Genomic DNA, 24,395 nt, shown 5'->3' with positions numbered 1-24,395 from the left:
GCGCAACCGTGATGTGTGATGGAGGGTTCCGTTATCCGGACAGCGCGGCCGGCTGCCCGGTGCGCGCCCGCAGGGCGCGCAGGTCAGTACGCCCCGGCCTGCCAGCCCTGGGGCGGCTGCGGGTAGCCGTAGGCACCCGAGGGACCGGCCGGCGCGGCGGCACCGCCGCCGTAGACGTCACGGTCGAAGAAGGGCCGGGCATGGGCCCGCATCCACAGCGCGACCGGGTCGTACTCGTCGGCCATCGACACCGTCGACACCGGCAGCCCCTCCGGCACCACGCCGACCGACTGCTGCATCATCTGCCGCACGGCCTCCACGGCCGCCGGCGAGCTGTCGTACAGGTCCAGACCGATGCACAGGTACGGGGTGCCCAGGGCCGGCTGCACCCAGGCCCGGCGCAGGGTGCGCACGACCGGCGTACGGTGGGCGTTCTGCCCCAGCAGGGCGTAGAACTGCGGGATCTCCACGGCCGGTTCGCTCAGGCGCAGCGGCCCGGCCGGCAGCCGCTCCATGCCCTCGGCGATGCGGCGCAGGTCCGCCCAGGGAATGCCGACGCCCCCACCGGGCGCGTGCGGGTTCAGCCACAGACCCCAGCGGTCGGGGTAGAGGGAGGCGGCCACGGTACGGCCGGAGACGACCTCGTGGGAGCGGTTCCAGCCGCTGGCGGCGAGCTCCTGGGCGGAGGTCACGCACGGGGCGTAACCGAGGCCCTCGACCTCCATGTTGCCGTACTGCGCCTCCGGCGAGCCCGGCTCGCCGTGCCACAGCAGCATCCACACCCGGCCCTCGGCCACGGCCCGCAGCAGCGCCTCGTACGCGTCGTACCGGCCCGGCGCCACTTGGCGCAGCACCTGCTCGACGCCGCTCTCCGCGCCCGCGCTCACCTGGGTCCGCCTTATCTCTTGGCCGTCTGTTGCCACCAGCTTACGAGCCCGCGGCGGCGGGCATGAGAGGCGTCACAGGTCGCGGTCGTAGAACGGGCGCAGCTTCTCCCGCATCCAGTGCCCCACCGGGTCGTCCGCCACGTCCAGGAACACCAGCTGCACCGGCCACGCCACGGGCGCCGTGGCCAGCGCCCTGCCCACCGCCTCCATCGCGGCGCCCCGGCTGCCGGGGTCCGGAAGGTCCAGCTCCACCCCGATGAACAGCGCCGGATCGCCGCCCTCCACGCTCGCCAGCGCACGGCGCGCGGTCCGCACCGGACCCGCGGCCGCCAACTCCAGGCCCGCCGCCGCCAGGAACGCCGTCGGCTCGTCCTGCCAGTCCGGCTCGAACAACCGCACCCGGCCCCCCGTGGGATCCCCCTCCCACGCCGCCCGCCCCACCCTGCACAACTGTGCGACGGCCTGCGGCGGCAGCGGCACCCCCACCGTGCCCTCCGGATTCACCACGATGCCGACCTGCGGGGGCAGCCCCCGCGCGAACTCCACGGCCGGAGCCACCGCGAACGCCATGGCCGGCCCGGCGACGGCGAGGAACTGCTCGTGCGAACTGAACACCGGCACGAACGCGGCACCGTCCAGCTCGATCGCCGGCAGATCCAGATCGGGGCTCTGCGGCCCCCCGCCCTTGGGCAGCGGCACCCACACGCTGCTGCGACCGAGCACGTCGAGGATGCGCGGGGCGGCGTCGGGGACGCCGAGGGAGGCGGCGAGGACTTCCTCGAGCTCATTGGCGGGCCAGGCAGGGATGCTCACGCTCCCGCACCTTAACGGCTGCGCCTGAGCTGTGGTACGGGGGGTGGCCTTGGGCTCCGCCCCGGCGGCCCCCCGGCCCGGGGGTGCCAGGCGCTGGCCGGCGGCACGGCGCCCCCGAAGGGGCGCGGGGCAGTGTCGATCTGCGGCTCCGCCGCGTGGGCGCGACAAGCCACGACGCGCCCGCAGTATGTCGACTGCAGGCCGTCGGTGGTCGATCGCGCAGTTCCCCGCGCCCCTTACGGGGCGCTGCCGCCGAACGTCAGGGCCCGCAGCGCGTCCGCCGCTCCGCGGTCCAGGAGGGTCGCCGACGCGGCGCCGCGCGGCGCGCGGCCGGCCTCCGCATCGGTCACGAGCCGCCGCATCGCGCGGCGGTGGCGGGCGAACGAGCGCGGCGGGACGCCGCGGCCGCGGGCCCGCTGGCCCGCCCGCGCCTGCGCCGCGTCGACGACCAGCATCACCACGTGCAGCCGCCGCCCCCGCCGTCGCGCCTCGCGCGCCAGCCACCGGCGCACCCAGCCCCACTGTCCGCAGTCGTGCACGACGACGCTGTGTCCGGAGCGCAGGGCGCGCCACAGGGCGGCGTAGTGCGCGAGCCGGGCGGCCGGCCGGTAGGCGGCGTACGGCAGCCGCCGGGGTACGCGGCGTTCGATGCGGCGGCGGGTGTCCTGGGAGTCCACGCGGTGCACGCCGGGCCCGACCACCCGCCGCATCAGGGTGGACTTGCCGGCTCCGGGCAGCCCGGAGACGACGACCAGGTCTCCGGCCCGGTAGCGCAGTTCCTCGACGGTCCCACCGCGCAGGTCGATCACGCCCGCCACACCCCCCGTACGCACCGTGACCGTCGCCCCCTCCTTTCGTACGCAAAGGAAAGGTAATCCAAATCGGGACCTGGTGGGCGGTCCGTCGCACGGCCGTACGTGCAATGATGTGCGCGCCAAGCGCCATCGGCACGCTCGACAATCGCACGACCAACTGCATATTGGCCGCTCGAATCCGCGCGGGAGAGTCCTGGTGTGCTGCGTTGCGCCGTGCACCGGGCGCCGAAGGAGCAAGTTCCTCCCTTGAATCTCTCAGGCCCCGTACCGCGAGGGTGAGGCAGATCTGAAAAGCGGGCCGCCCCGGCGGTCCCACCCAAGGTGCAAGCCGGGCTCTCCAAGGGGCTCCCGGTGAACCTCTCAGGTTCCGATGACAGATGGGGAGGCCCCGATTCCTCGGTACCTCCGTGACTTCTTGCCCGGGAGCCTGACCATGACGACCGACGCCCCCCGCCGTACCGCCCTGGACGCGCTGCACCGCGCGCTCGGCGCGACCATGACCGACTTCGCGGGCTGGGACATGCCGCTGCGCTACGGCAGCGAGCGCGACGAGCACGTGGCGGTGCGCACCCGCGCCGGCCTGTTCGACCTCTCGCACATGGGGGAGATCACCCTCACGGGTGCCGAGGCCGGCCGGGCCCTCGACTTCGCCCTCGTCGGCAACATCTCCGCGCTCGCCGTGGGCCGCGCCCGGTACACGATGATCTGCAACGCCGACGGCGGCATCGTGGACGACCTGATCGTCTACCGCCTGGCCGAGCAGGAGTTCATGGTCGTCGCCAACGCCTCGAACGCGCAGGTCGTGCTGGACGCGCTGACCGAGCGGGCCGCCGGTTTCGACGCGGTCGTGCGTGACGACCGCGACGCCTACGCGCTGATCGCGATCCAGGGCCCGGCCTCCCCGGCGATCCTGAAGTCGGTCACGGACGCCGACCTGGACGGGCTGAAGTACTACGCGGGCCTGCCGGGCACCGTCGCGGGCGTCCCGGCGCTGATCGCCCGCACCGGCTACACGGGCGAGGACGGCTTCGAGCTGTTCGTGGCCCCGGGCGACGCCGAGAAGCTGTGGCAGGCGCTGACCGAGGCGGGCGCGGACGCGGGCCTGGTGCCGTGCGGGCTGTCCTGCCGGGACACCCTGCGCCTGGAGGCGGGCATGCCGCTGTACGGGCACGAGCTGACCACCTCGCTGACCCCCTTCGACGCGGGCCTGGGCCGCGTGGTGAAGTTCGACAAGGCGGGCGACTTCGTGGGCCGCGAGGCGCTGGCCGCCGCTGCCGAGCGCGCCGAGAGCGCGCCGCCGCGCAAGCTGGTGGGCCTGGTCGCCACCGGCCGCCGCGTGCCGCGCGCCGGCTTCGCCGTCGTGGCGGGCGGCGAGGTCGTGGGCGAAGTCACGTCCGGCGCCCCCTCCCCCACGCTGGGCAGGCCGATCGCGATGGCGTACGTCGACGTGGCCCACGCCGCCCCGGGTACGGAAGGGGTGTCCGTGGACATTCGCGGCACCCATGAGCCGTACGAGGTCGTGGCGCTCCCCTTCTACAAGCGGGAACGCTGAGACCCTCTCATCTCACCTGTCAAGACCCCTTGCACAAGCACTCACGCGCGTACAGGAGAATCTAGCCATGAGCAACCCCCAGCAGCTCCGTTACTCCAAGGAGCACGAGTGGCTCTCGGCCGCCGACGAGGACGGCGTGGCGACGGTCGGCATCACCGAGTTCGCGGCCAACGCGCTCGGTGACGTCGTCTACGCCCAGCTCCCCGCGGTCGGGGACACCGTCACCGCGGGCGAGACCTGTGGCGAACTGGAGTCGACGAAGTCGGTCAGCGACCTGTACTCCCCCGTCACGGGCGAGGTCGTCGCGGCCAACGAGGACGTGGTGAACGACCCGGCGCTGGTGAACACCGCCCCGTTCGAGGGCGGCTGGCTGTTCAAGGTGAAGGTCACGGACGAGCCGGCGGAGCTGATGTCCGCCGACGAGTACACGGCCTTCGCCGGCTGAACCCCGCTCTCCCCTCCCTCGTGCAGGAAGAACTCATGTCGCTCCTCAACAGCTCCCTCCATGAGCTCGACCCCGACGTCGCCGCCGCCGTCGACGCCGAACTCCACCGTCAGCAGTCCACCCTCGAGATGATCGCCTCGGAGAACTTCGCTCCGGTCGCGGTCATGGAGGCCCAGGGCTCCGTCCTCACCAACAAGTACGCCGAGGGCTACCCGGGACGCCGCTACTACGGCGGCTGCGAACACGTCGACGTCGTCGAGCAGATCGCCATCGACCGCATCAAGGCGCTCTTCGGCGCCGAGCACGCCAACGTGCAGCCGCACTCCGGCGCCCAGGCCAACGCCGCGGCGATGTTCGCCCTGCTCAACCCGGGCGACACCATCCTGGGTCTGAACCTCGCGCACGGCGGGCACCTGACCCACGGCATGAAGATCAACTTCTCCGGCAAGCTCTACAACGTGGTCGCCTACCACGTCGACGAGCAGACCAACCGGGTGGACATGGAGGAGGTCGAGCGCCTCGCCAAGGAGCACCGCCCGAAGCTGATCGTCGCCGGCTGGTCCGCCTACCCGCGCCAGCTGGACTTCGCGGCCTTCCGCCGGATCGCCGACGAGGTCGGCGCGTACCTGATGGTCGACATGGCCCACTTCGCGGGCCTCGTCGCCGCCGGGCTGCACCCCTCCCCGGTGCCGCACGCGCACGTGGTGACCACCACCACCCACAAGACCCTCGGCGGCCCGCGCGGCGGTGTGATCCTGTCCACGGCCGAGCTCGCCAAGAAGATCAACTCCGCGGTCTTCCCCGGCCAGCAGGGCGGCCCGCTGGAGCACGTGATCGCCGCCAAGGCGGTGGCCTTCAAGGTCGCGGCCAGCGAGGAGTTCAAGGACCGCCAGCGCCGCACCCTGGAGGGCGCGAGGATCCTCGCCGAGCGCCTGATGCAGGACGACGTGGCGCAGGCCGGCGTCTCCGTGCTCTCCGGCGGCACGGACGTCCACCTCGTCCTGGTCGACCTGCGCAACTCCGAGCTCGACGGCCAGCAGGCCGAGGACCGCCTCCACGAGGTCGGCATCACGGTCAACCGCAACGCCATCCCGAACGACCCGCGCCCGCCGATGGTCACCTCCGGCCTGCGCATCGGCACCCCGGCCCTGGCCACCCGCGGCTTCGCCGCCGAGGACTTCAGCGAGGTCGCCGACATCATCGCCGAGGCCCTCAAGCCGTCCTGCGACACCGAGGCCCTGCGCGGGCGCGTCACGGCCCTGGCCGCGAAGCACCCGCTGTACCCCGGCCTGAAGTAGGACGTCGGCACCGCATTAAGGCCGGATTAACCGGTTGGTACGGGGCATCCCGCACACTGGAGAAGTGGGCGGGATGCCCCGCACCACGTGGCGCACCCCACGCGTCACAGGGCGTGACATCCCTCGCGTACCCCCTGCGCTCCCCACGCCCGCCGCACCACCCCCGTATCACCCCCGTACCACCACCGACCCGAGGAGCAGCCACCGTGGCCATCTCCGTATTCGATCTCTTCTCGATCGGCATAGGCCCGTCCAGCTCTCACACGGTCGGCCCCATGCGCGCCGCCCGCATGTTCGTGGGCCGCCTGAAGAAGGACGGCCTGCTGGCCCAGACCACCGCCGTGCGGGCCGAGCTCTTCGGCTCCCTCGGCGCCACCGGCCACGGCCACGGCACCCCCAAGGCCGTCCTCCTCGGCCTGGAGGGCCACTCCCCCCGCACCGTCGACGTCGAGATCGCCGACGACGAGGTCGAGCGCATCCGCACCACCAAGCGGCTGCGCCTGCTCGGCGCCGAGATCGGCACCGACCACGAGATCGACTTCGACGAGTCGACCCAGCTCATCCTGCACCGCCGCCGCGCCCTGCCGTACCACGCCAACGGCATGACCCTCGCCGCCTACGACGAGACCGGCGCCCCCCTGCTGGAGAAGACCTACTACTCCGTCGGCGGCGGCTTCGTCGTCGACGAGGACGCCGTCGGCGCCGACCGCATCGTCCTCGACGACACCGTCCTCAAGTACCCCTTCCGCACCGGCGACGAGCTGCTGCGCATGTCCCGCGAATCCGGCCTGTCGATCTCCGCGATGATGATGGAGAACGAGAAGGCCTGGCGCACGGAGACCGAGATCCGCGAGGGCCTGCTGGAGATCTGGCGCGTCATGCAGGCGTGCGTCACCCGCGGCATGTCCCGCGAGGGCATCCTCCCCGGCGGCCTGAAGGTCCGCCGCCGCGCCGCCAGCACCGCACGCCAGCTGCGCGCCGAGGGCGACGCCCAGGCCCGCGCCATGGAGTGGATCACCGTCTACGCCATGGCCGTGAACGAGGAGAACGCCGCCGGCGGCCGCGTCGTCACCGCCCCCACCAACGGCGCCGCCGGCATCATCCCGGCCGTCCTGCACTACTACATGAACTTCGTGCCCGGCGCGGACGAGGACGGCATCGTCCGCTTCCTCCTCGCCGCCGGCGCCATCGGCATGCTCTTCAAGGAGAACGCCTCCATCTCCGGCGCCGAGGTCGGCTGCCAGGGCGAGGTCGGCTCCGCCTGCTCCATGGCCTCCGGCGGCCTCGCCGAGGTCCTCGGCGGCACCCCCGAGCAGGTCGAGAACGCGGCCGAGATCGGCATGGAGCACAACCTGGGCCTGACCTGCGACCCCGTCGGCGGCCTCGTCCAGATCCCCTGCATCGAGCGCAACGGCATGGCCGCCGCCAAGGCCGTCACCGCCGCCCGCATGGCTCTGCGCGGCGACGGCCGCCACCACGTGTCCCTCGACAAGGTCATCAAGACCATGAAGGAGACGGGCGCGGACATGAAGGTCAAGTACAAGGAAACGGCACGAGGCGGCCTGGCCGTCAACGTCATCGAGTGCTGATCCGCCCCCACGGCCACCGGGGCGGGGACACGCTTGCGTGTCCCCGCCCCGTTGCGTTCATCGCCACCCGAGCGCCTCGCGGACCGCACTAGCATGATTCCGGTACCTCCGGCCGCGCTGTCGGGCCGCTGAACGAAAGGAGCGAGCCGCCATGCCGATCGCCCCTGACCAGGCAGGGAACGACACCCTCCACTACCAGTTGCTGCGCGACGTCGTCGGGCAGATACAGGACAACGTGCCCGGAAAGCTGGAGATCACGAAGGAAGGGATCGTTCACGACATGATGTCGCCGGGGGGGCCGCACGAGCTGACGGTGTTCCGCGTCAGGCGTGAGCTGGACAGGGTTCTGCCGGACGACGTGGTCGCCCACACGGGCACGCCCGACGTGGAGGACGTGGGCGAAAGCATCATGCGGCATCCCGACGTCATGGTGATCCGGGAAGTGGACATGGAGGTTCAGGGGTCCTTCGACCCACGCACTCTGATCGCCGCCATCGAGGTCGTCTCCCGGTCCAATCCGGACAACGACTGGGTCAGCAAGATGCGGGACTACCCGGTGCTCGGCATCCCCATCTACGCAATCTTCGATCCGCGCACGGGCGAGGGCGCCGTCCTGTCCGGCATCCACCCGACGCCGTCCGGCCCCCGGTACGCGGTGCGGAAGGACTTCGTGTACGGCGAGGACGTCACGATCGGCGACTGGACGATCCCGACGAAGAACCTGCCGCGCTACGCGTAGGAAACCGCAGGAACTCCGGCGGCACCGCTGCCGTCAGCCAGACGCCGTTGCCGGTCACGTGGAAGACGTGGCCGGCTCGGTGCATTGCGGCTGCGTCCACTGCGAGGACGACCGGGGTGCCGCGGCGGGCGCCCACGCGGGTGGCGGTTTCGCGGTCCGGGGAGAGGTGGACGTGGTGGCGGGTCATGGGGCGCAGTCCCTCGGCGCGGATGGCGGCGACGCTGCGGGCCACCGTGCCGTGGTACAGGTACGCGGGCGGCTGGGCCGGGGGCAGGGCGAGATCGACGGTCACCGAGTGGCCCTGGCGGGCTCTGATGCGGTCGCCGTCCAGCTCGAAGCGCTGCTTGTCGTTCGCGGCCACGACGTGTTCCAGCTCGGCACGGCCCACGGCGAAGCCGTGCGCGGCGGCCGCGGTCAGCAGGACGTCGACGGCCACCCAGCCGTGCGCGTCGAGCTCGATCCCGATGCGGGCGGGCTCGTGGCGCAGGTGCTTGGAGAGGTACTTGGAGATGCGTACGGTGCGTCGTTCGTCCATGTCTCCAGGTTGGCGCGTCGTCGGCCCGGGTGTCATCGGGTTTCTGCGGCCAGCAGCAATGGCAGGGCCAGGACGATCGGGGGGTCACTCAGGGTCGGGGGGCGCAGGTAGAGGGGGAAGGGGCCGTGGGGTGGGGCCGGGGTGGCGGCCAGGAGGCGGTGGGTGCCGGCCGGGTCGTCGAGGGCGTCGCTCACGCGCGTGGTCGCCTCGAAGCACACGGCCAGCACCTGGTGGCCGGGGCCGGGCGGGGGGTGCAGGCGTACGGGGGCGGGGGTGGGGGTGACCGTGCAGGCGAGGGGGAGGTCCTGGGGGACGCCGTGGGGGAAGAGGCCGGCGAAGACGATGCCGTCGGCGGGGACGCGGCCGGTGAGGTGGCCCGTGATGCCGTCCGCGGGTGCCGGCAGGGGGGCGGCGCCGACGACGTCGCCCACGCGGCGGTCGCCGTACCGTTCGGCCAGGGCCTTGAAGCGGCTGGGCGACATGCCCACGAGCCGGGTGAACTGGGTGGTAAAGGTGCCGAGGCTGGAGTAGCCGACGGCGGTGCACACGTCGGTCACGCGGGGTGAGCCGCGCAGCATCAGGCGCTGGGCCTCGGCCATGCGCAGTGCGGCCAGGAAGCGGGCGGGGGTGACGGCGGTGACGCTGCGGAAGACGCGGTGGAAGTGGAAGGGGCTGAACAGGCCAGCCTCGGCGTGGTCGGTGAGGCACTGGACCTCGCCGAGGTGGTCGCGCATGCGGCGGATGGCGCGCTCGACGGAGGCGAGCTGGCCGGCCGAGGGGGGCGGCGGGGCGGGCGCGGCCGGGCGCACGGTCAGTCCGGGCCGGCGGCGCGGTGGGCGCGCTCGCGGGCGGCGGCCAGCGAGGCGGTCCAGGTGGCGGTGAAGCGGCGGCGCAGTTCCTGGGCCCGCCCCTCGGGCAGGCCGAGGCGGGTCCAGCCGCGGTGGGTGAAGGCCAGCCGGCGGCCGGTGCCGTCCGCGACGGGTGCGAGGGTGACGCGTGCGCCGGGGTGGGTGTGGGCGCCGGGGATCTCCACGGCGAACTCCAGGCGCTGTCCGTCGCGCAGTTCCCAGTCGTGCAGGGGGAAGCGGCGGGGTCCTTCGTCGTCGACGACGAAGAACCAGGCGGGCCGGAAGCCGTCCTCGGCGACGGGCAGCCAGTCCAGGAGCGCGGGGTAGGTCAGCGGCCGGTACGGGCCGGGGGGCAGGTCGACGGCGCCGTCGATGTCGTCGCGCAGCGCGTAGCGGGCGCCGGTGCCGGTGTGCAGGTGGGTGGCGAGGCGGGTGAGGAAGTCGCGCCAGCCCTCCAACAGCTGGCCGGCCTCGGCGGGGGTGCGGGTGGTGTCGTGGTCGGTGACGGTCAGCAGGGTGCCGGTGCCGTCCTGGTCGAGGGTCCAGGCGATGCGTTGCTGTTTGCCGATGCCCAGGAAGCGCCAGTCGTAGGCGAGTCGGCGTGCGGGGACGAGGAGGGTGGGGCGCAGGGTAAAGAAGTCGCCGTCCTCGAAGTCGAGGCGGTTGTCCTCGCCGGGGCGCAGCGGGGCGGCGAGGTCGCCGAACCACTCGGCCACCCGGTCGGGTTCGGTCAGTGCGGGCCACACGTGCTCGGGTGGTGCGGCGAGGCGTACGGCGAGGCGCACCGCTCCCGGCACCGCCTCCCCGGCGGGCACTCCGAGGGCCCCGCGGGCCGTCGTGCGCGGCAGCTGGTCCGGGTCCCGGCCCGGTGCGTCCTCCGGCATGGTCGTCCTCCGTCGCCGCTTCCGCCGGGCAGATCGCTCCCATATTATGTAGCCTCCCAGCACTGTCAACGCTCCAAGTCGGCGTTTCTCCAGGCGAGTTCGCCCGCCGAGAGGAGAGAACGTTGCAGGTGTCCGAACGCACTGCCCCCGTCGGCCGGGCCGCGCTCGCGGCCCGGGTCGCGTGCCTCGCCGCCCTGACCGCCGGGCACGCCGCGGCCGGCACCCTCGACGCCGTACGGGCGGGGCCGCGGCAGGTGCCGGACGTGCTCGGGCGCCGGGCGGCGCGGCTGCTGTGCGGTCTGGGGCCGACGTACGTCAAGGGCGGGCAGTTGCTGAGCACCCGCAGCGATCTGCTGCCGCCGCGGGTGTGCACGGCGCTGGGCCGGCTGCACGACCGGGTGGCGCCGATGACGCGGGCGCAGACGGACCGGGCGCTGGCCGAGGCGTACGGGCCGGAGCCCGCGGCGCGTCCGTTCGCCGTGTTCGACCACCGGGCCACGGCCAGCGGCAGCATCGCGTGCGTGCACCGGGCCGAGCTGGCCGACGGGCGCCGGGTGGCGGTCAAGCTGCGCCGCCCGGGCATCGAGCGCCGCATGCGCGCCGACTTCGCGCTGCTGCGGGCGGGTGCGCTGCTGGTGCAGCGGTTGCCGCCGTTGCGCAAGGTGCCGGCGCTGCGCATCGTCGAGGAGGTCGGCGGCGCAGTGCTGGGTCAGCTGGATCTGGAGCAGGAGGCGCGTTCGCTGGCGGCGCTGCGGGCGAACCTGGCCGCGCTGCCGTACTTCCGGCTGCCGGCCCCGGTACCGGAGGCGTGCGGGCCGGGCGCGCTGGTGATGGACTTCGTCGAGCCCCTGCACCGCTTCCGGGCCGGGCAGCTGGACCGCGAGCAGCGGCGGCAGGTCGTACGGCACGTGCTGCAGGGCGTGTACCGGATGCTGTTCATCGACGGTCTGGTGCACTGCGACATGCATCCGGGCAACCTCTATCTCGCCCCGGACGGGGTGGTGGTGCTGCTGGACGCGGGATTCGTGATCCGGCTGGAGCCGCCGGTGCGCCGGCTGTTCGCCGAGTTCTTCATGAACATGTCCCTGGGGCGGGGCGCGGAGTGCGCCGACGTGGTGCTGCGCAGCGCCGAGCACATCCCGGCGGGCGTCGACCTGGACGCCTTCCGGGCCGGCGTCGTCGCACTGGTGGCGGCCACGACCGGGCGCAGGGCCGGGGAGTTCCGGCTGGCGCCGTTCGCCACCCGCCTGTTCGACCTGCAGCGGCGCTCGGGGATCGCGGCCGCGCCGGCGTTCGTCTTCCCGCTGATGTCGCTGCTGGTCCTCGAAGGAATGATCAACGAGTTCGACGTGGACGTCGACTTCCAGGGGGAGGCCATTCCCACCCTGCTCACGGCCCTCAACTCCTAAACGTCTTCGACCTCCTGGAGCCCCCATGGACGGCCCCGCAGCGGTACGAGGAGTACAGGCGTTCCGTACGGCTCCGGAAGCAGTGGCCGACGAGGGCGCCGCCCCGGCCGCCGCCCCCTTCCGCTGGTCCGTGCTGCACGGCACGGCCGCGCCCGACCGCCTCGTCGCCGCCCTGCAGCACGCCTCCCGGCCCGACGGCGAGAAGGCCGTCGCCGTCGTGCTCGGCGCCGGGCACCGGCCGCGGGACAACGCCCTGCTGCTGGAGGGCGTCGCCCGGGCGGCCGCCACCCCCGGCCGGCGGCTGGTGCTGGTGCACCGGGGCGCGGGCGGCGCGAGCCTGCTGCGGGCGGCGGCGCTGGAGGCGCCGGGCCTGAGGGTCACCGCGCTGGAGCAGGCCGGTCCGCTCACCGCCGAGCGCGTCGCCCGCCTGGTGCGGGCGGCCGGCGACGGGGCCGAGGTGCACGTCGCCCAGGACGGTACGGCCACCCGTACCGTCTGGCGGCCGGCCGCCCTGCCGGCGGCCGCGCCCGGCCCGGCCGGCGGCACCGTGCTGATCACCGGCGGTCTGGGCGGGCTGGGCCTGCGGGCGGCGGGCGTGCTCGCGGCCCGCGCCGGGTGGCGGCCGGTGCTGCTCGACGTGACCGCACCCGGGCAACTGGACGCCGCCTCCGCCCGCTTGCTGGCCCGGCTGCGGGCCGCCGTGCCCCGTACCCGCGTGCTCACCGCGGACGTCACCGACCCCAAGGCCGTGGCGGCCGCCCTGTGGCGCCTGGGCGCGCCCGTGCACGCGGTGGTGCACTGCGCGGGCCTGGTGGACGGCGGCCCGGTGGCCGGCATGCACCCCGCGGACCTGGCCCGGCTGCAGGCGGCCAAGACCGGCGGCCTGCACGCCGTCCTGGACGCCCTCGACGTCACCGCGCTGCGGCAGGTGGTCGTCTTCGGCTCGATCACCGCCCGCGTGCCGCACCGGCAGATGGGCGGCTACGCGCTCGCCAACGAGCTGCTGCGCCGGCAGGCCCTGCGCCGCGCGGCCGTGCTGCCGCACTGCGCGACCGTCGTCGCGGAGTGGTCGGTGTGGAGCGGGGCGGGGCAGGCCCACGCGATGGGGGCCGTCCCGCAGGCGCGGCGCATGGGCATGGCTCCGGTGCCGCTGGGGCCGGGCATGGCGGCCCTGCTACGTCTGGTGGCCTGGCCGCCGGGGCCGGGCCGGGGCGTCTCGCTCGTACTGACCGGTGAGGGGGACCGCACCTTCCCGCCGCTTCCTTCCTCCGGCGGCTGATTGATCGGAATGCGCCATGGTTTGATCACCGCCCTGTCACAGAACGTCCCGGAGGGGCTTCCGGCGGCGGATCGCGGGCCGACGCGCAGTAAGAATGTGCACGTCAATCCAAAGATCAACCACGGGGGATCCACCATGCGCCGCAAGCTCGGCACCGCCCTGATCGTCGGCACGCTCGCGTTCGCCGCCACGGCCTGCAACGACAACGCCGATCCGACCGCCCCGGCCACCGCACCGTCCGGTGCCGCGTCGAGCGCCGCGCCGGGCAAGGAGACGCCGGGCAAGGAGACGCCGGGCGGTGGTGTGGTGGCTCCCGCCCCCAAGGGCACGCCGGCCTCCGGCGCCACCGTGACGGTCAGGAACAAGGCCGGCGTGGAGATCGCCGTCACGTTGAAGAACTGGGTCGACCCGGCCCAGAGCAACAACAAGTTCATGAAGCCCGCGGCGGGCAAGCACTGGGTCGCCGCCCAGCTGGAGATCATCAACAAGGGCAAGGCCGTCTACGACGACAGCCCCGCCAACGGCGTCAAGGTCCTGGACGCCCAGGGCCAGGGCTTCACCCACTCCATCGGCGAGACCACCTCGGGCCCCAACATGCCCGCCACGGTCAAGCTCGCCCCGGGCGAGAAGGCCCTGGGCTACGTCGTGGTGTCCGTCCCGGACGGCACCAAACCGCAGAGCGTCCAGTTCACCCCGGACTCCGGCTTCGCCAAGGAGACCGCGAAGTGGGTCCTCACCAAGTGACCCGGTGACGGCGGCGGGCCGGGCCCACCCCGGCCCACCGCGCACCTTCCTTCGCTACTTGCCGTACTCCTTGCGCTCCTCGCCGAACCGCTCCCAGGGCAGGTAGCCGCCCATGGTGAAGCGCAGGCTGGTGACGTAGGCGACGGGCGAGTCGTCCATGCGCCTGACGTCGTGCAGCGGCAGCATCCGGTAGATCTGCCCCTTGCCGGGGGAACCGGCCGGCGGGATCTGCCGGACGTCGTCGATCGTCAGGATGATCGGTTCCTTGTTGGCCAGCTGCAGGCCCAGCTTGGGCATGTCGAAGATGGCGCCGACGGCCATGCGGCAGGCCTTGGCGGCCGGGCCCTCGCCGGCGTACGGGTCGAAGGGCGTGCGGATCTGGCCGGTGGACAGGCAGTCGGGGTTGAGGGTGACGGTGATGTGGCCGAGTTCCTCGCAGGAGCCCTCCATCTTCATCTCGATGAGGTTGGTGTAGACCTCGGCCTTGGACCACTCCTCGGAGGTGGGCTGGGAGCGCACCACGCGCACGTACCCGTCGAAGGGCACGGTGTACTCGCCGACGCCCGGCACGGCGAAGGTGTCCACGGAGGTGATGCCGAGGTTGTCGATGCCCGGGACGGGCGGGGTCCAGGGCACGACTTTCGTGCCCGAGTAGAGGTTGCGCACACCGTCGGTGGTGACCGGGCGGCCATAGACCACGGACGGCCGCTGCGTAGGAGCGGACATCTCTCCCCTTTCAGGGCTCAGGGTTACCGGGTGCTGCGGCGCCGGGCGCCGGTCACGGCAGCTGCTGCCGGGCCGTCCAGTCGCAGCAGGTCAGGCCGGGCTCGTCGGCGATGCCGTCCTGGTCGGAGTCGATCTCGCCGTCGACGGTGGAGTAGACGGGACGGGAGTTGAGGTCGATGACGCCGTCGCCGTCCCAGTCGTTGAGCTTGCCCTTGAACGTGCCGAGGATGAAGGCGTTGGTCATCGGGCCCACCTCGGGGTCGTGCAGGGTCGACAGCACGCCGTTGCCCGGGGTGAGGACCTCCTCCAGCGGCTTGCCCGCGATCCGGGCGAGGTTCAGGTGGCCCCAGCCCTGGAAGCGGCCGCGCACGTAGCGGATGGCGTACTCGTCGTGGACGGTGAACCGCGGCTCCAGGTGCCAGGTGCCGTAGCGCGCGAAGCCGATCTGGGCCTGGCGCACGCCCTGCGAGGGGTCGTCGGCCCGGCCGGACTTGAAGAACGGACGGGGCACCAGCGACTCGAAGAAGAAGTTGCCCCGGTCGCGGCGCGTGCGGTCGGTGAAACCGCGGAAGAGGTAGTTGTCCACGTGCGGGGAGCCGTCGGCGTGCAGGCCCTCGATCGTCTTGGCAATCACCAGCTGCTTCTCGCGGGTCGCGACGTTGGGGCAGGCGTGCGCCTGACCGTAGACGCGCGCCAGGCCCTGCGGGGCGAGGGAGAACTTGCCCCAGTGCTGGTTGGAGTCGTCCAGCCGCACGTACAGGTCGCAGTGGATGAGCAGGAAGATCGTCTCGTCGAACGTCCGGCCGGGCGTCGACTTCCCCTCGCGTCCGTCGAAGGCCGGGTCACCGGTCTGCAGCTCGCTGATGAACAGCCGCGACCACTCGGCGATCTCGGGGTCCGGGTCCTTCAGGAACGTCTGCAGCGTCGCCACCGCCCGCGCCCCGCCCAGCTTCTCCACGGCCCACAGGGCGTCCCAGCGCACCTGGCGGTCGGTGTCGTCACGGATGGCCTGGGCCAGCAGCTCGATGGCGTCGGCGTGATCGCGGTCGGCGTACTCGTACAGCGCCTGCTCGCGCATGGCCGGGTCGGGATGCTTCAGAGCCTGCTCGCGCAGCTCGTCGTTGGAACGGTTGTCGAGCCGGATGGCCACGCGGTCCAGCGCGTACCCGAAGTCGCTGGCCCAGGCGGCCGGGTCACCGGCGACGAAGCGCGGATCGACGTTGCTGAGGGTGGTGCGGTACGCGAAGTTGAGCGCGTCGCGCTGCTCGGTCCCGAGGTCTTCCAGCAGCACCGGGTCGGCAGGCCCGGCCGCGGCCCACGGCCCCGGGTCGCCCTCGGCCAGGGAGGCCGGGGACTTGTTGCACAAGTCGATAGCCATGTGTGAGCTTCCTTCCGGTAGAGGGAGAACTCGCTATCGATAAGTTATGCGACCTGGGGGCGGCTGCCTTCTCTCAAGTTGGGCTGTTGGCGGTGACGGCGCCGGGGCACGAGCAGGGGCCGGCCGACATCTCGTACCACGGGTACCACCAGCCACGGGAGGAGGGCCGGGCTCAGTCGAGACAGAATTCGTTGCCCTCGACGTCCTGCATCACGATGCACGACTCGTTCTCCTCGTCGGCAAGCAGTACTTCTACGCATACCGCTCCGAGCGCGACCAGCCGTGCGCATTCCGCCTTGAGTACGGCGAGCCGCTCCTCCCCCACGAGCCCGGTGCCGACCCGCACGTCGAGATGCACCCGGTTCTTGACGACCTTGCCTTCCGGAACACGCTGGAAGTACAGCCGCGGGCCCACGCCCGAGGGATCCATGCAGGCGAACGCCGCGCCCCGGCGCTCAGGCGGCAGTGAGCTGTTGAAATCGTCCCACGTGGCAAACCCCTCCGGCGGCTGCGGTACGACGTACCCCAGCACCTCGCACCAGAACCGAGCAACGCGCTCCGGTTCTGCGCAGTCAAAGGTGACCTGAACCTGCCTGATCGATGCCATCGCCGCATCATAGAGGCGGGGTCTGTCGCCGTCTCCTCGATTTAATCCGCGACAACACCCCTCCGGCTACTCGCCGGTGGCGCCGTCGGCAAGCTCCCGGGCGATGTCGAGGTGCCCGACGTGCCGCGCGTACTCCTGAAGCAAATGGAACAGAACCCAGATCAGCGTCGGCCGTTCCTCCTCGGGCGGGACCCGGCCCCCGAGCGTGGCCATCCGGTCCTCCAGCCGCGCACCGGCGACGATCGCGCGGGACCGCTCGCACTGGGCGCGGAAGAATGCCGTCACGTCCTCGACGGTCTCCCCCGCCTCGACACGCCATCTGCCGCCACGGGCCTCCATATCGCCCCACGGCTGTTCGACCTGCTGGCCGGCGAAGCCCCACTGCAGCCAGCGCAGCTCCACATAGGCCAGATGCTTCAACAGCTCCAGCGGCGCCCAGCCGGACGGCAGCCGGCTGCCCCGCAGTTCCTCGTCGCTCAGGCCGTCCAGCTTGCGCAGCACGGCGTCACGGTAGAAATCCAGATAGCCGGCCAACAACTCGGCCGGGCTGGTGAGCGTGACATCGGGCTCTGCCGGGGGCTCGGCTTCAGCAGTCATGGCAGGTGATGTTAGCGAGGCCATACGGGCAGGCCATCCGCTCACAGCACAGCGCGCCCCCCCCCGCCGGACCTTTGACGCTTTCGCAAGGGCAGTGTTCTACTCCCCGCCATGACGACTCCAACGAAACTTTCGTCGGCTCCTGTCATCGACGAAACAGTCCGGCTCCTGATGGAGCACTATGTCTTCCCCGAGATAGCCGAGCAGCTCGCCGGCCTGCTGCAACGACGCCTCACCGAGGGCGCCTACGACGTCGACGACGCCGAGGAGCTCGCCCGTCTGGTCACCGCGGACCTGCAGTCCGTCAACGGCGACCGGCACCTGAGACTGAAGCACCACGCCGACCCGATCTCCCCGAAGGAGGGGGCGGCCACCCGGGACGCCATGCGCCGGGAATTCGACGCCTCGCTGGGCGGTGCGCCCCGGGTGCAGTTGCTCGACGGAGGGGTCGCCGTGGTGGAGCTGGCACCGATGCTGTTTCCGCTGGAGTGGGCCGCCGAACCGCTGAGCGCCGCGCTCACCCTGGCCTCCCGCGCCCAGGCGCTGATCGTCGACCTTCGCGCCAACCGTGGCGGCGACCCGGACACGGTCGCCTTCGTCTGCAGCTACCTGCTCGACGAGCGCACCCACCTCAACACCATGCACTGGCACGGCGGCGAGCGCAGCGAGCAGTCCTGGAGCCTGCCGCACGTTCCCGGCGCGCGCTTCGGCGGCAGCAAGCCGTTGTACGTGCTGTCCAGCGACAGCACCTTCTCTGCCGCCGAAGAGCTGGCGTACGACCTCCAGCAGCTCGGCCGCGCCATGGTCGTCGGCGAGCGCACCCGCGGTGGCGCACATCCGTGCAAGGGCTGGACGGTGCACCCACACCTGGAAGCCACCGTCCCCGTCGGCCGCGCCGTCAACCCCGTCTCCGGCACGAACTGGGAGGGCACCGGTGTGCAGCCGGACGTCCCTTGCGCTGCTGCCGACTCCCTCGCCCAGGCACACGCGCTGGCCCTCGCCCGACTGGCATGCTGAGCGGAAGGCAGGCCCTTTCTGCTCGTACGCGGCAACAGCAACGTCAACGGCGGTACGCGGCACGGCTTGTTGAGCAGGCGCTATGAGCCGCAGAGGGATCCAGTAAGAGGCTTGCCTGCTTGCCGTACGGGCTGACGTCACGTCACCCATACATGGTGGCCCAGTTCGATCAGGACGCACAAAAGCCTTCGACCAGCCGGGCCGCGACCGGACATGATCCGCACTCGTGACGACACCGAAGGGATTCCTGGTTCGGGCCGCCGCCCGGAACAACGCCGAGTGGTGCGCAGTGATGAGCCGGTCGCACGGCTCGACGGGCGCCTTCGGGGACCAGGCATGGGCCGCCCCCGTCCGCACGCCGCTGTACTACCCCGACGCGGTGACGCTGGTGCCAGGCGCCGGCCCGACCGCACTGGTGGCCCGGATCGACACCATCACGCCTGGCGCATCCGTCAAGGACAGCTGGGCCCCCAGACCATTGCCGCTACGGGTCGCGGTACGGGGGTACGGGTGCGGGGCGACCGCCAGCGGCGCGGCTGCCGAGGCGGTCGCCCCGCCGGCCTCAGGCCACCGAGAGTGCCTTGACGCCCGACAGGAGGGGGACGAGCGAGTAGTTCCCGTCCCCCGAACCGCACGACGGCTGGCTGTCAGCGGTGCTGGACACGTTCGTCCCCGTCGCGAACCGCCCGTCCCCACCCGTCACCACGGTCGTGAAGTGGTCGGTGGCCGAGGGCGAGTAGTACACGCACTGATGCAGATTCGCGTAGCTCCCTGAGGTGAGGTCAAGTGCCTTGACGCCCGACAGGAGGGGGACGAGCGAGTAGTTCCCGTCCCCCGAACCGCACGACGGCTGGGTGTCGGCGGTGTTGGACACGTTCGTCCCCGTCGCGAACCGCCCGTCCCCACCCGTCACCACGGTCGTGAAGTGATTGGTGGCCGAGGGCGAGTAGTACACGCACTGATGCAGGTTCAGGTAGCGCCCTGAAGCGAGGTTCAGTGCTTTGACGCCCGACAGGAGGGGGACGAGCGAGTAGTTCCCGTCCCCCGAACCGCACGACGGCTGGCTGTCAGCGGTGCTGGACACGTTCGTCCCCGTCGCGAACCGCCCGTCCCCACCCGTCACCACGGTCGTGAAGTGGTCGGTGGCCGAGGACGAGTAGTACACGCACTGATGCAGGTTCAGGTAGCCCGAAGCGGCGGCCCGGGCCTGCCGGGGCTGCGCGGAGGCCGGGGCGGGCGCCGTCATTCCCGCAAAAGCGCACATGCCCGCCGCAGCCACGGCCAAGGGCTTCCATGCACGTCTGATCACCGATCGCAGCATTCCTGGTTCCTCCCCAATGCCCAAGCGGTACCGGACGCCCCGGCCCGCGGCACAACAAGCCCAGGAGACCACCGACAGCAATGGAAAGTAGCGGATCGAACGCTACAACCCTCCCATTAAGTGATGAGTCGGCCAACCTTGCGTAACCACTGGCAAGGCGCACGGGGTTTACCCCGGCTGGGAGGCGCCGGCAGCCCTGCAGGACCGGTCGCCGTTCTCCTGCCGTCCAGGCTTACGGAAGCTGCGTCAGCTGGATCAGGTTGCCGCAGGTGTCGTCGAGGACCGCCGTCGAGAACGGGCCCATGGGCGTCGGCGGCTGGGTGAACTCGACGCCGAGGCCGGTCAGGCGCTCGTACTCCTCCTGAATGTCGTCCACGGCGAAGGAGGTGGCCGGGATGCCGTCCGCGACCAGGCCTTCCTTGTACTGCTTGGCCACGGGGTGGGCGTCCGGTTCCAGCAGCAGCTCCACGCCGTCGCGGGCGGCCGGGGAGACGACGGTGAGCCAGCGCGCCGGCCCCATATCGATCTCGGTCTTCTTCTCGAAGCCGAGCTTGTCGGTGTAGAAGGCCAGGGCCTTGTCCTGGTCGTCGACGAACACGCTGGTCACATGGATGCTGATCATGGTGCCTCCGGCAGGGGGCGCGTCTGTGCCACCCTCGTGGGCGGGGTTCGCGAGTGCCTTGAAAACATCCTCCGCCACGCTGGGGAATAAGCAAGTTTTCACCTGCATGTCCAGCTTCGGGCAGCGCGGCCCCCTGCCGGCCGGGGCCTACTTCAGGTGCCGGGCGAAGAACCGGGCTCCGGCGTCGAGCTCGAACCGGGGGACGCCGGTGTGCCCGCCCGAATTGGCATGCAGCGTCTTCTCCTTGGAGCCGAAGGCGTCGAACAGGTCCAGAGCCGCCTGCCGGTCGTTGCCTTCGTCGTCCCACTGCAGCAGGACCTGCAGCGGAATGGTGACCCGGCGGGCCTCCTCGAACATGGTGGCCGGCACGAAACTCCCGGCGAACAGATTGGCGGCCGCAATGCGCGGCTCGGCCAGCGCCAGCCGGATGCCGATGGAGATCACTCCTCCCTCGTACCCGACGGGGCCGCCGAGCCCGGGCAGCGCAAGGAGGACGTCCAGGGTGGCCCGCCATTCCGGGGCCGCCTTTTCGACCAGCGGGAGGACAAGGGCGTCGACGATCTCGTCGCCGACCGGCTCGCCGGCCTCCATCGCCCGGCGCAGGTCGGCGCGGGCCTGCTCGACGGCGGCCCACCGGGGCCGGTCGCCGCTCCCGGGGAGCTCGATGGTGGCCGCGGCGAAGCCGTACTCCGCCGCGTAGTACCGGGCCCGTCCAGCCAGCCGGGGGTACATCTTGCGCAGTCCGAGCGGGGGAGGGCCGATCAGGATCAGCGGCGCCGGTGCGGTGGCGGACGGGGGCGTCCACAGGATGCCGGGGATCTCGCCGAGGGTGAATTCGCGCTCGAGGACACCGTCGTCGAGACGCTGTTCAGAGGTGAAGTGCATGGTCGTGCCTTTCGGGAGTGCTCATGAACGGCGCTCCCGGACGACCTGTCGCCCGACCGTGACCCCGGAGGGGAGCACCCATGTCGATACTGCGTTCACGGGTACCACCTCCTGGTTCTCTCGCACGGCCTGGCGGAAACGTAGCAGCAGCCGCCGTGGCCCGCCAACCGGATGTTTCGCGGGATCAGCCGGCGTCGAGTCCGCCGACCAGGCGGTCGAGGAACCGGGCGAAGGTGGCTTCCGGAGTGAGGGGGCGCCCGGGGGCGGAGAGGGCCTCGGCGAGTTCCGGATGGTGGCCGTCCGCGGCGACAGCGGCGAGGTAACGGGCTTCCGCTGCGGCTCGGTCGGGGGACTGCGAGACGGCGGCCTGCGCAGCCTCATGGGCGACGTGTCCGGCCACGAAGGCCGTGAGTTGGGCGAAGATCTCCAGCTTCGCCGCACCGTCCAGTCCGGTGGGCCGCAGGGCGGCGAGCGCGTGTTCCAGGAAGGCGAGGGTGTTGGGGCCGGGGATGCGACGGGTGGCCAGGGCGGCGGGCAGCCAGGGGTGCCGCAGCATGAGGCCGCGCTGGAGGTGGGCGATGGCCTTCAGGTCGGCGCGCCAGTCGCCGGTGAGCACGTGTGTGGTGGTCGGCAGTTCGCCGCTGACGTGGTCGGCCATCAGGTTCAGCAACGTCTCCTTGTCGGGGGCGTAGCTGTAGAGCGACATGACACCGGCCCCGACCCGTGCAGCCACCGCACGCATGGTGACCGCTTCGAGCCCCTCGGCGTCCGCCAGGGCGACGGCCGCCGCGGTGATCGCCTCCCGGCTGTAGGCCGGCTTGCGGCCTCTACGGGGCTGGTCGGAGCTCAGCCAGAGCTGCTGGGGGTCGACGCTCGGGGTGCCGGCCCTTCCGTCGCGGGGCATGGTCCACGCTCCTTCCTTGATTCCGGTGGCCGTGCGGGGCTCAGTCAAGCATCCCCTATTCTCGTACATCGTACGGAAATACAGGAGGGGAAACGATGACATCACGCACGCACAGTTCGAAACCGCCCCTTTCCTCACGGATGATGAGGGCGACCTGGCGCGGCCTCCCGGCCAAACGGCACGACGTCGGGTGGGAGCCGGGCCTGCCGGTACCGGCCGCCGACGGCAGCCCGCTGATCACGGACCACTACTTCCCTCGCGCCGAGGGGGACTTCCCCACCCTGCTGGTGCGCTCGCCCTACGGCAGGGGCCTGCCGTGGTCCCCCATGTACGGCCTGCTCTTCGCCGAACAGGGCTTTCACGTGGTCCTGCAGAGCTGCCGCGGCACCGGCGGTTCGGGGGGTGCGTTCGACCTGTGGTGCAACGAGGCCGCCGACGGCCGGGCCACGGTGTCCTGGCTGCGCGAGCAGCCCTGGTTCAACGGCACACTCGGGACCGTCGGCCCCAGCTATCTGGGCTACGTGCAATGGGCCCTCGCCGTGGACCCGCCGCCGGAACTGAAGGCAATGGTGGTGCAGGTGGGCCTGCACGATCCCCACGCCCTGTTCCACGCGCACGGTGCACTGCACCTGGAGACCGCACTCGCCGTCGGCGCAGGCATGACCTACCAGCACCAGGGCATGGCACCGTTCCTCAGAGCAACACTGCGCCTGCAACGCCGTCTGCGTGCCGCCACCACCGCGCAGCCACTGCGCGGGGCGTACGCGTCGGCCCTCGGAGGCGAAGTGCCTTGGTTGGACGACGTGATGACACACCCGGACGCCGAGGACGCGTACTGGCACGGCGCATCCCTGGCCCACGTGGCGGAACGGCTCAGCGTGCCCACGAGCCTGATCACCGGATGGCACGACGCACTGGCCGACCAGACCTTCGAGCAGTACGCCCGGCTGCGTCGGGCCGGATGCGAGACCGCCCTGCTCGTCGGCCCCTGGACCCACACCTCCGCCCTGCAACAGGGATGGCCCGAGGTGTTCACCGAAAGCCTCGCCTGGCTGCGCGCCCATCTGCACGCCGACCCCTCCGGCCTGCGCCCCACAAGGGTGCGCGTCCACGTCGGCGGCGAAAACGCCTGGCGGGACCTCGACGACTGGCCGCCGGCCACGGCCGCCGACTCCTGGTTCCCCACCGTCCAGGGGCATCTCATCCGGCAGGCTCCGACGGACTCCGCACCGCTGACGTCGTTCCGCTACGACCCGGACGACCCCACCCCGTCCCTCGGCGGCCCGCTGCTCTCCCGTACCGCCGGTCCTCGCGACAACAGCAGCCTGGAGGCCCGGAAAGACGTCCTGACGTTCACCAGCGCCCCACTCACCGAGCCCATGGACATCCTCGGCCCGGTCTCGGCACGACTGAACATCTCCACGGACACCGGTCACGCCGACGTCTTCACCCGCCTGTGCGACGTGGACCCCCAAGGCCGCTCCATCAACATCTGCGACGGCCTGGGCCGACTACGGACGGACGGGCAGGAACCCTCACCCATCACCGTGCCGATGAGCTCGACCGCCCACAGATTTGCCGTCGGCCACCGCATACGCTGGCAGATCAGCGCAGGCGCCCACCCGCGCTACGCCCGCAACCCCGGCAACGGGGACTCCCCCGTGGACGCCACCACCTTCACACCGGTGCGCATCACGCTCCACACCGACTCGACACTGACGCTTCCGATGCACACCCACAGCTCCGGGACGAGGTAGCGGGGCGCGGCGCCGCAGCGGAAGGCTCAGCCGGCTCCCTCTAGGCTGGCGCGGTGACTGCTGAGCAGGAGCGGGTGCAGCCGCCGGGAGTGTGGGCCACGGCAGTGGGGGTGGCCAGGGTGCGGGCGCTGGAGACCGAGCGGGAGAACGCGCTGTTCCGCGACCCCCTGGCACAGGCCTTCGCCGCCGCCGGCGGCCTGTGGCCCTCCTCGCCGCCGCTGCCCGATGACGAGGCCGCGCGCCGCCGCCGACTGGCCGTGTCGTTCTCCATCGTCATCAGGACGAGGTTCCTCGACGACCTGTTGCAGCAGGCCTCCGCGTCCGGGATCCGGCAGGTCGTGCTGGGATCGCCGAAGGGCTGCTGATCTATCTGCCCGAGGATGCGGTGGAACTGCTGCTGGCCCGGATCAGCGTGCAGTCGGCGGCAGGCAGTCGGATGGGGCTGACGTTGGGCTCGCGCGGCGTGATCGAGCGCTTCGGCGCGGATGCCGCGCCGGGATCGGCGGCGTCCATGTGGGTCTCGGAGATGCCCGACGACCCGGTGGCCTGGCTGGCCGGACACGGCTGGGAGGCCGACAGCCACACCCTGCGCGAGCGTGCTGCCGCCTACGGCCGCCCGATCAGCACCCCGCCCCAGCACGAGGAGCGGCCCGGCGGACTGATCTCGGCGGTCCACCGGTAGAGCGAGTGCCGGCCCACGAGGTGCGGGTGCGGGGTGGCATGGGCGGCGCGCCCTGCCCCCAC

General features: G+C 71.8%; 24 protein-coding genes, 2 pseudogenes and 1 riboswitch. Of the genes and pseudogenes, 12 read left to right on the top strand and 14 right to left on the bottom strand.

Annotated elements, in window-relative coordinates:
• Nucleotides 1–83: 83 nt before the first annotated feature.
• The 3 genes from ABD361_RS15310 to ABD361_RS15300 all read right to left on the bottom strand — a co-directional run bounded on the left by ABD361_RS15310 (nt 84) and on the right by ABD361_RS15300 (nt 2,509).
• On the bottom strand, nt 84–887 hold the full coding sequence (locus ABD361_RS15310; RefSeq protein ID WP_344435807.1) for an enhanced serine sensitivity protein SseB C-terminal domain-containing protein: 804 nt from the start codon (nt 885–887) through the stop codon (nt 84–86).
• A gap of 72 nt (nt 888–959) precedes the next feature.
• A complete protein-coding gene (locus tag ABD361_RS15305) occupies nt 960–1,700 on the bottom strand; it encodes an enhanced serine sensitivity protein SseB (protein WP_344435804.1) in 741 nt (246 codons plus the stop codon).
• A 236-nt stretch (nt 1,701–1,936) separates the two neighbouring features.
• Nucleotides 1,937–2,509, bottom strand: a complete 573-nt coding sequence (locus ABD361_RS15300; RefSeq protein WP_425583214.1) for an AAA family ATPase — start codon at nt 2,507–2,509, stop codon at nt 1,937–1,939.
• Nucleotides 2,510–2,688: 179 nt separating this feature from the next.
• A riboswitch (glycine riboswitch) is annotated at nt 2,689–2,795 on the top strand.
• Nucleotides 2,796–2,948: 153 nt separating this feature from the next.
• Here ABD361_RS15300 and gcvT point away from each other — a divergent pair.
• The 5 genes from gcvT to ABD361_RS15275 all read left to right on the top strand — a co-directional run bounded on the left by gcvT (nt 2,949) and on the right by ABD361_RS15275 (nt 8,138).
• The gene (gene gcvT, locus ABD361_RS15295; RefSeq protein ID WP_344435802.1) at nt 2,949–4,067 is read left to right on the top strand and encodes a glycine cleavage system aminomethyltransferase GcvT; all 1,119 of its coding nucleotides are present in this window, start codon (nt 2,949–2,951) and stop codon (nt 4,065–4,067) included.
• Between the two features lie 67 nt (nt 4,068–4,134).
• Complete coding sequence (gcvH, locus tag ABD361_RS15290) at nt 4,135–4,512, top strand: glycine cleavage system protein GcvH (RefSeq protein WP_344435801.1); 378 nt, start codon at nt 4,135–4,137, stop codon at nt 4,510–4,512.
• Between the two features lie 35 nt (nt 4,513–4,547).
• On the top strand, nt 4,548–5,810 hold the full coding sequence (gene glyA, locus ABD361_RS15285) for a serine hydroxymethyltransferase (RefSeq protein WP_344435800.1): 1,263 nt from the start codon (nt 4,548–4,550) through the stop codon (nt 5,808–5,810).
• Nucleotides 5,811–6,016: 206 nt separating this feature from the next.
• Complete coding sequence (locus tag ABD361_RS15280; protein WP_344435797.1) at nt 6,017–7,399, top strand: L-serine ammonia-lyase; 1,383 nt, start codon at nt 6,017–6,019, stop codon at nt 7,397–7,399.
• A 151-nt stretch (nt 7,400–7,550) separates the two neighbouring features.
• Nucleotides 7,551–8,138, top strand: coding sequence for a Uma2 family endonuclease (locus tag ABD361_RS15275; RefSeq protein ID WP_344435796.1), 588 nt, complete (start codon nt 7,551–7,553; stop codon nt 8,136–8,138).
• On the opposite strand, the gene ABD361_RS15270 is transcribed toward ABD361_RS15275, so the two are convergent.
• From ABD361_RS15270 to ABD361_RS15260, 3 genes are read right to left on the bottom strand one after another with little or no spacing between them, the layout of a single operon-like run.
• Nucleotides 8,086–8,673: an RNA 2'-phosphotransferase gene (locus ABD361_RS15270; RefSeq protein ID WP_344435795.1), complete on the bottom strand. Its 588-nt coding sequence runs from the start codon at nt 8,671–8,673 to the stop codon at nt 8,086–8,088. The two genes, ABD361_RS15275 and ABD361_RS15270, sit on opposite strands and share 53 nt — an antisense overlap.
• A gap of 32 nt (nt 8,674–8,705) precedes the next feature.
• The gene (locus ABD361_RS15265) at nt 8,706–9,482 is read right to left on the bottom strand and encodes a helix-turn-helix domain-containing protein (RefSeq protein ID WP_344435793.1); all 777 of its coding nucleotides are present in this window, start codon (nt 9,480–9,482) and stop codon (nt 8,706–8,708) included.
• A gap of 2 nt (nt 9,483–9,484) precedes the next feature.
• Entirely contained in the window at nt 9,485–10,405 is a 921-nt protein-coding gene (locus tag ABD361_RS15260) for an SRPBCC domain-containing protein (protein WP_344435791.1), read from the bottom strand.
• Nucleotides 10,406–10,533: 128 nt separating this feature from the next.
• On the opposite strand from ABD361_RS15260, the gene ABD361_RS15255 reads away from it, so the two are divergent.
• The 3 genes from ABD361_RS15255 (at nt 10,534) to ABD361_RS15245 (ending at nt 13,837) form a co-directional block, all read left to right on the top strand.
• The gene (locus ABD361_RS15255; protein ID WP_344435790.1) at nt 10,534–11,814 is read left to right on the top strand and encodes an ABC1 kinase family protein; all 1,281 of its coding nucleotides are present in this window, start codon (nt 10,534–10,536) and stop codon (nt 11,812–11,814) included.
• 25 nt (nt 11,815–11,839) lie between these two features.
• On the top strand, nt 11,840–13,093 hold the full coding sequence (locus ABD361_RS15250; RefSeq protein WP_344435788.1) for a KR domain-containing protein: 1,254 nt from the start codon (nt 11,840–11,842) through the stop codon (nt 13,091–13,093).
• 135 nt (nt 13,094–13,228) lie between these two features.
• Nucleotides 13,229–13,837, top strand: coding sequence for a DUF4352 domain-containing protein (locus ABD361_RS15245; protein ID WP_344435787.1), 609 nt, complete (start codon nt 13,229–13,231; stop codon nt 13,835–13,837).
• 54 nt (nt 13,838–13,891) lie between these two features.
• On the opposite strand, the gene ABD361_RS15240 is transcribed toward ABD361_RS15245, so the two are convergent.
• The 4 genes from ABD361_RS15240 to ABD361_RS15225 all read right to left on the bottom strand — a co-directional run bounded on the left by ABD361_RS15240 (nt 13,892) and on the right by ABD361_RS15225 (nt 17,145).
• Entirely contained in the window at nt 13,892–14,563 is a 672-nt protein-coding gene (locus ABD361_RS15240; RefSeq protein ID WP_344435785.1) for a DUF6073 family protein, read from the bottom strand.
• Between the two features lie 52 nt (nt 14,564–14,615).
• Complete coding sequence (locus ABD361_RS15235; protein WP_344435783.1) at nt 14,616–15,941, bottom strand: HEAT repeat domain-containing protein; 1,326 nt, start codon at nt 15,939–15,941, stop codon at nt 14,616–14,618.
• A gap of 172 nt (nt 15,942–16,113) precedes the next feature.
• Nucleotides 16,114–16,548 (bottom strand): VOC family protein, encoded by a 435-nt coding sequence (locus ABD361_RS15230; protein WP_344435781.1) that lies wholly within the window; start codon nt 16,546–16,548, stop codon nt 16,114–16,116.
• Nucleotides 16,549–16,614: 66 nt separating this feature from the next.
• The gene (locus tag ABD361_RS15225) at nt 16,615–17,145 is read right to left on the bottom strand and encodes a DinB family protein (RefSeq protein WP_344435780.1); all 531 of its coding nucleotides are present in this window, start codon (nt 17,143–17,145) and stop codon (nt 16,615–16,617) included.
• 111 nt (nt 17,146–17,256) lie between these two features.
• Between ABD361_RS15225 and ABD361_RS15220 the strand changes: the two genes are divergently transcribed.
• Together ABD361_RS15220 and ABD361_RS15215 are read left to right on the top strand one after the other, a co-directional pair.
• A complete protein-coding gene (locus ABD361_RS15220) occupies nt 17,257–18,162 on the top strand; it encodes a S41 family peptidase (protein ID WP_344435777.1) in 906 nt (301 codons plus the stop codon).
• A 226-nt stretch (nt 18,163–18,388) separates the two neighbouring features.
• Nucleotides 18,389–18,631: pseudogene (locus ABD361_RS15215) on the top strand (hypothetical protein); the annotation flags it as partial.
• Between the two features lie 93 nt (nt 18,632–18,724).
• Here ABD361_RS15215 and ABD361_RS15210 read toward each other — a convergent pair.
• The 4 genes from ABD361_RS15210 to ABD361_RS15195 form a co-directional block, all read right to left on the bottom strand.
• A complete protein-coding gene (locus ABD361_RS15210) occupies nt 18,725–19,483 on the bottom strand; it encodes a hypothetical protein (RefSeq protein WP_344436005.1) in 759 nt (252 codons plus the stop codon).
• Nucleotides 19,484–19,715: 232 nt separating this feature from the next.
• On the bottom strand, nt 19,716–20,102 hold the full coding sequence (locus ABD361_RS15205; protein ID WP_344435993.1) for a VOC family protein: 387 nt from the start codon (nt 20,100–20,102) through the stop codon (nt 19,716–19,718).
• A 150-nt stretch (nt 20,103–20,252) separates the two neighbouring features.
• Nucleotides 20,253–20,990, bottom strand: a complete 738-nt coding sequence (locus ABD361_RS15200; RefSeq protein ID WP_344435775.1) for a dienelactone hydrolase family protein — start codon at nt 20,988–20,990, stop codon at nt 20,253–20,255.
• Between the two features lie 184 nt (nt 20,991–21,174).
• The gene (locus tag ABD361_RS15195; RefSeq protein ID WP_344435774.1) at nt 21,175–21,894 is read right to left on the bottom strand and encodes a TetR/AcrR family transcriptional regulator C-terminal domain-containing protein; all 720 of its coding nucleotides are present in this window, start codon (nt 21,892–21,894) and stop codon (nt 21,175–21,177) included.
• A 143-nt stretch (nt 21,895–22,037) separates the two neighbouring features.
• Here ABD361_RS15195 and ABD361_RS15190 point away from each other — a divergent pair, with 143 nt between their 5' ends.
• Together ABD361_RS15190 and ABD361_RS15185 are read left to right on the top strand one after the other, a co-directional pair.
• A complete protein-coding gene (locus tag ABD361_RS15190; protein ID WP_344435992.1) occupies nt 22,038–23,651 on the top strand; it encodes a CocE/NonD family hydrolase in 1,614 nt (537 codons plus the stop codon).
• 89 nt (nt 23,652–23,740) lie between these two features.
• Nucleotides 23,741–24,333: pseudogene (locus ABD361_RS15185) on the top strand (class I SAM-dependent methyltransferase).
• The last annotated feature ends 62 nt before the right edge of the window (nt 24,334–24,395 follow it).

This window comes from Streptomyces luteosporeus (genome assembly GCF_039532865.1).
Classification (GTDB): Bacteria; Actinomycetota; Actinomycetes; order Streptomycetales; family Streptomycetaceae; genus Streptomyces; species Streptomyces luteosporeus.
Note: the sequence above shows the minus strand (reverse complement) of the source record. Positions and strands in the feature narration are given on the sequence as shown.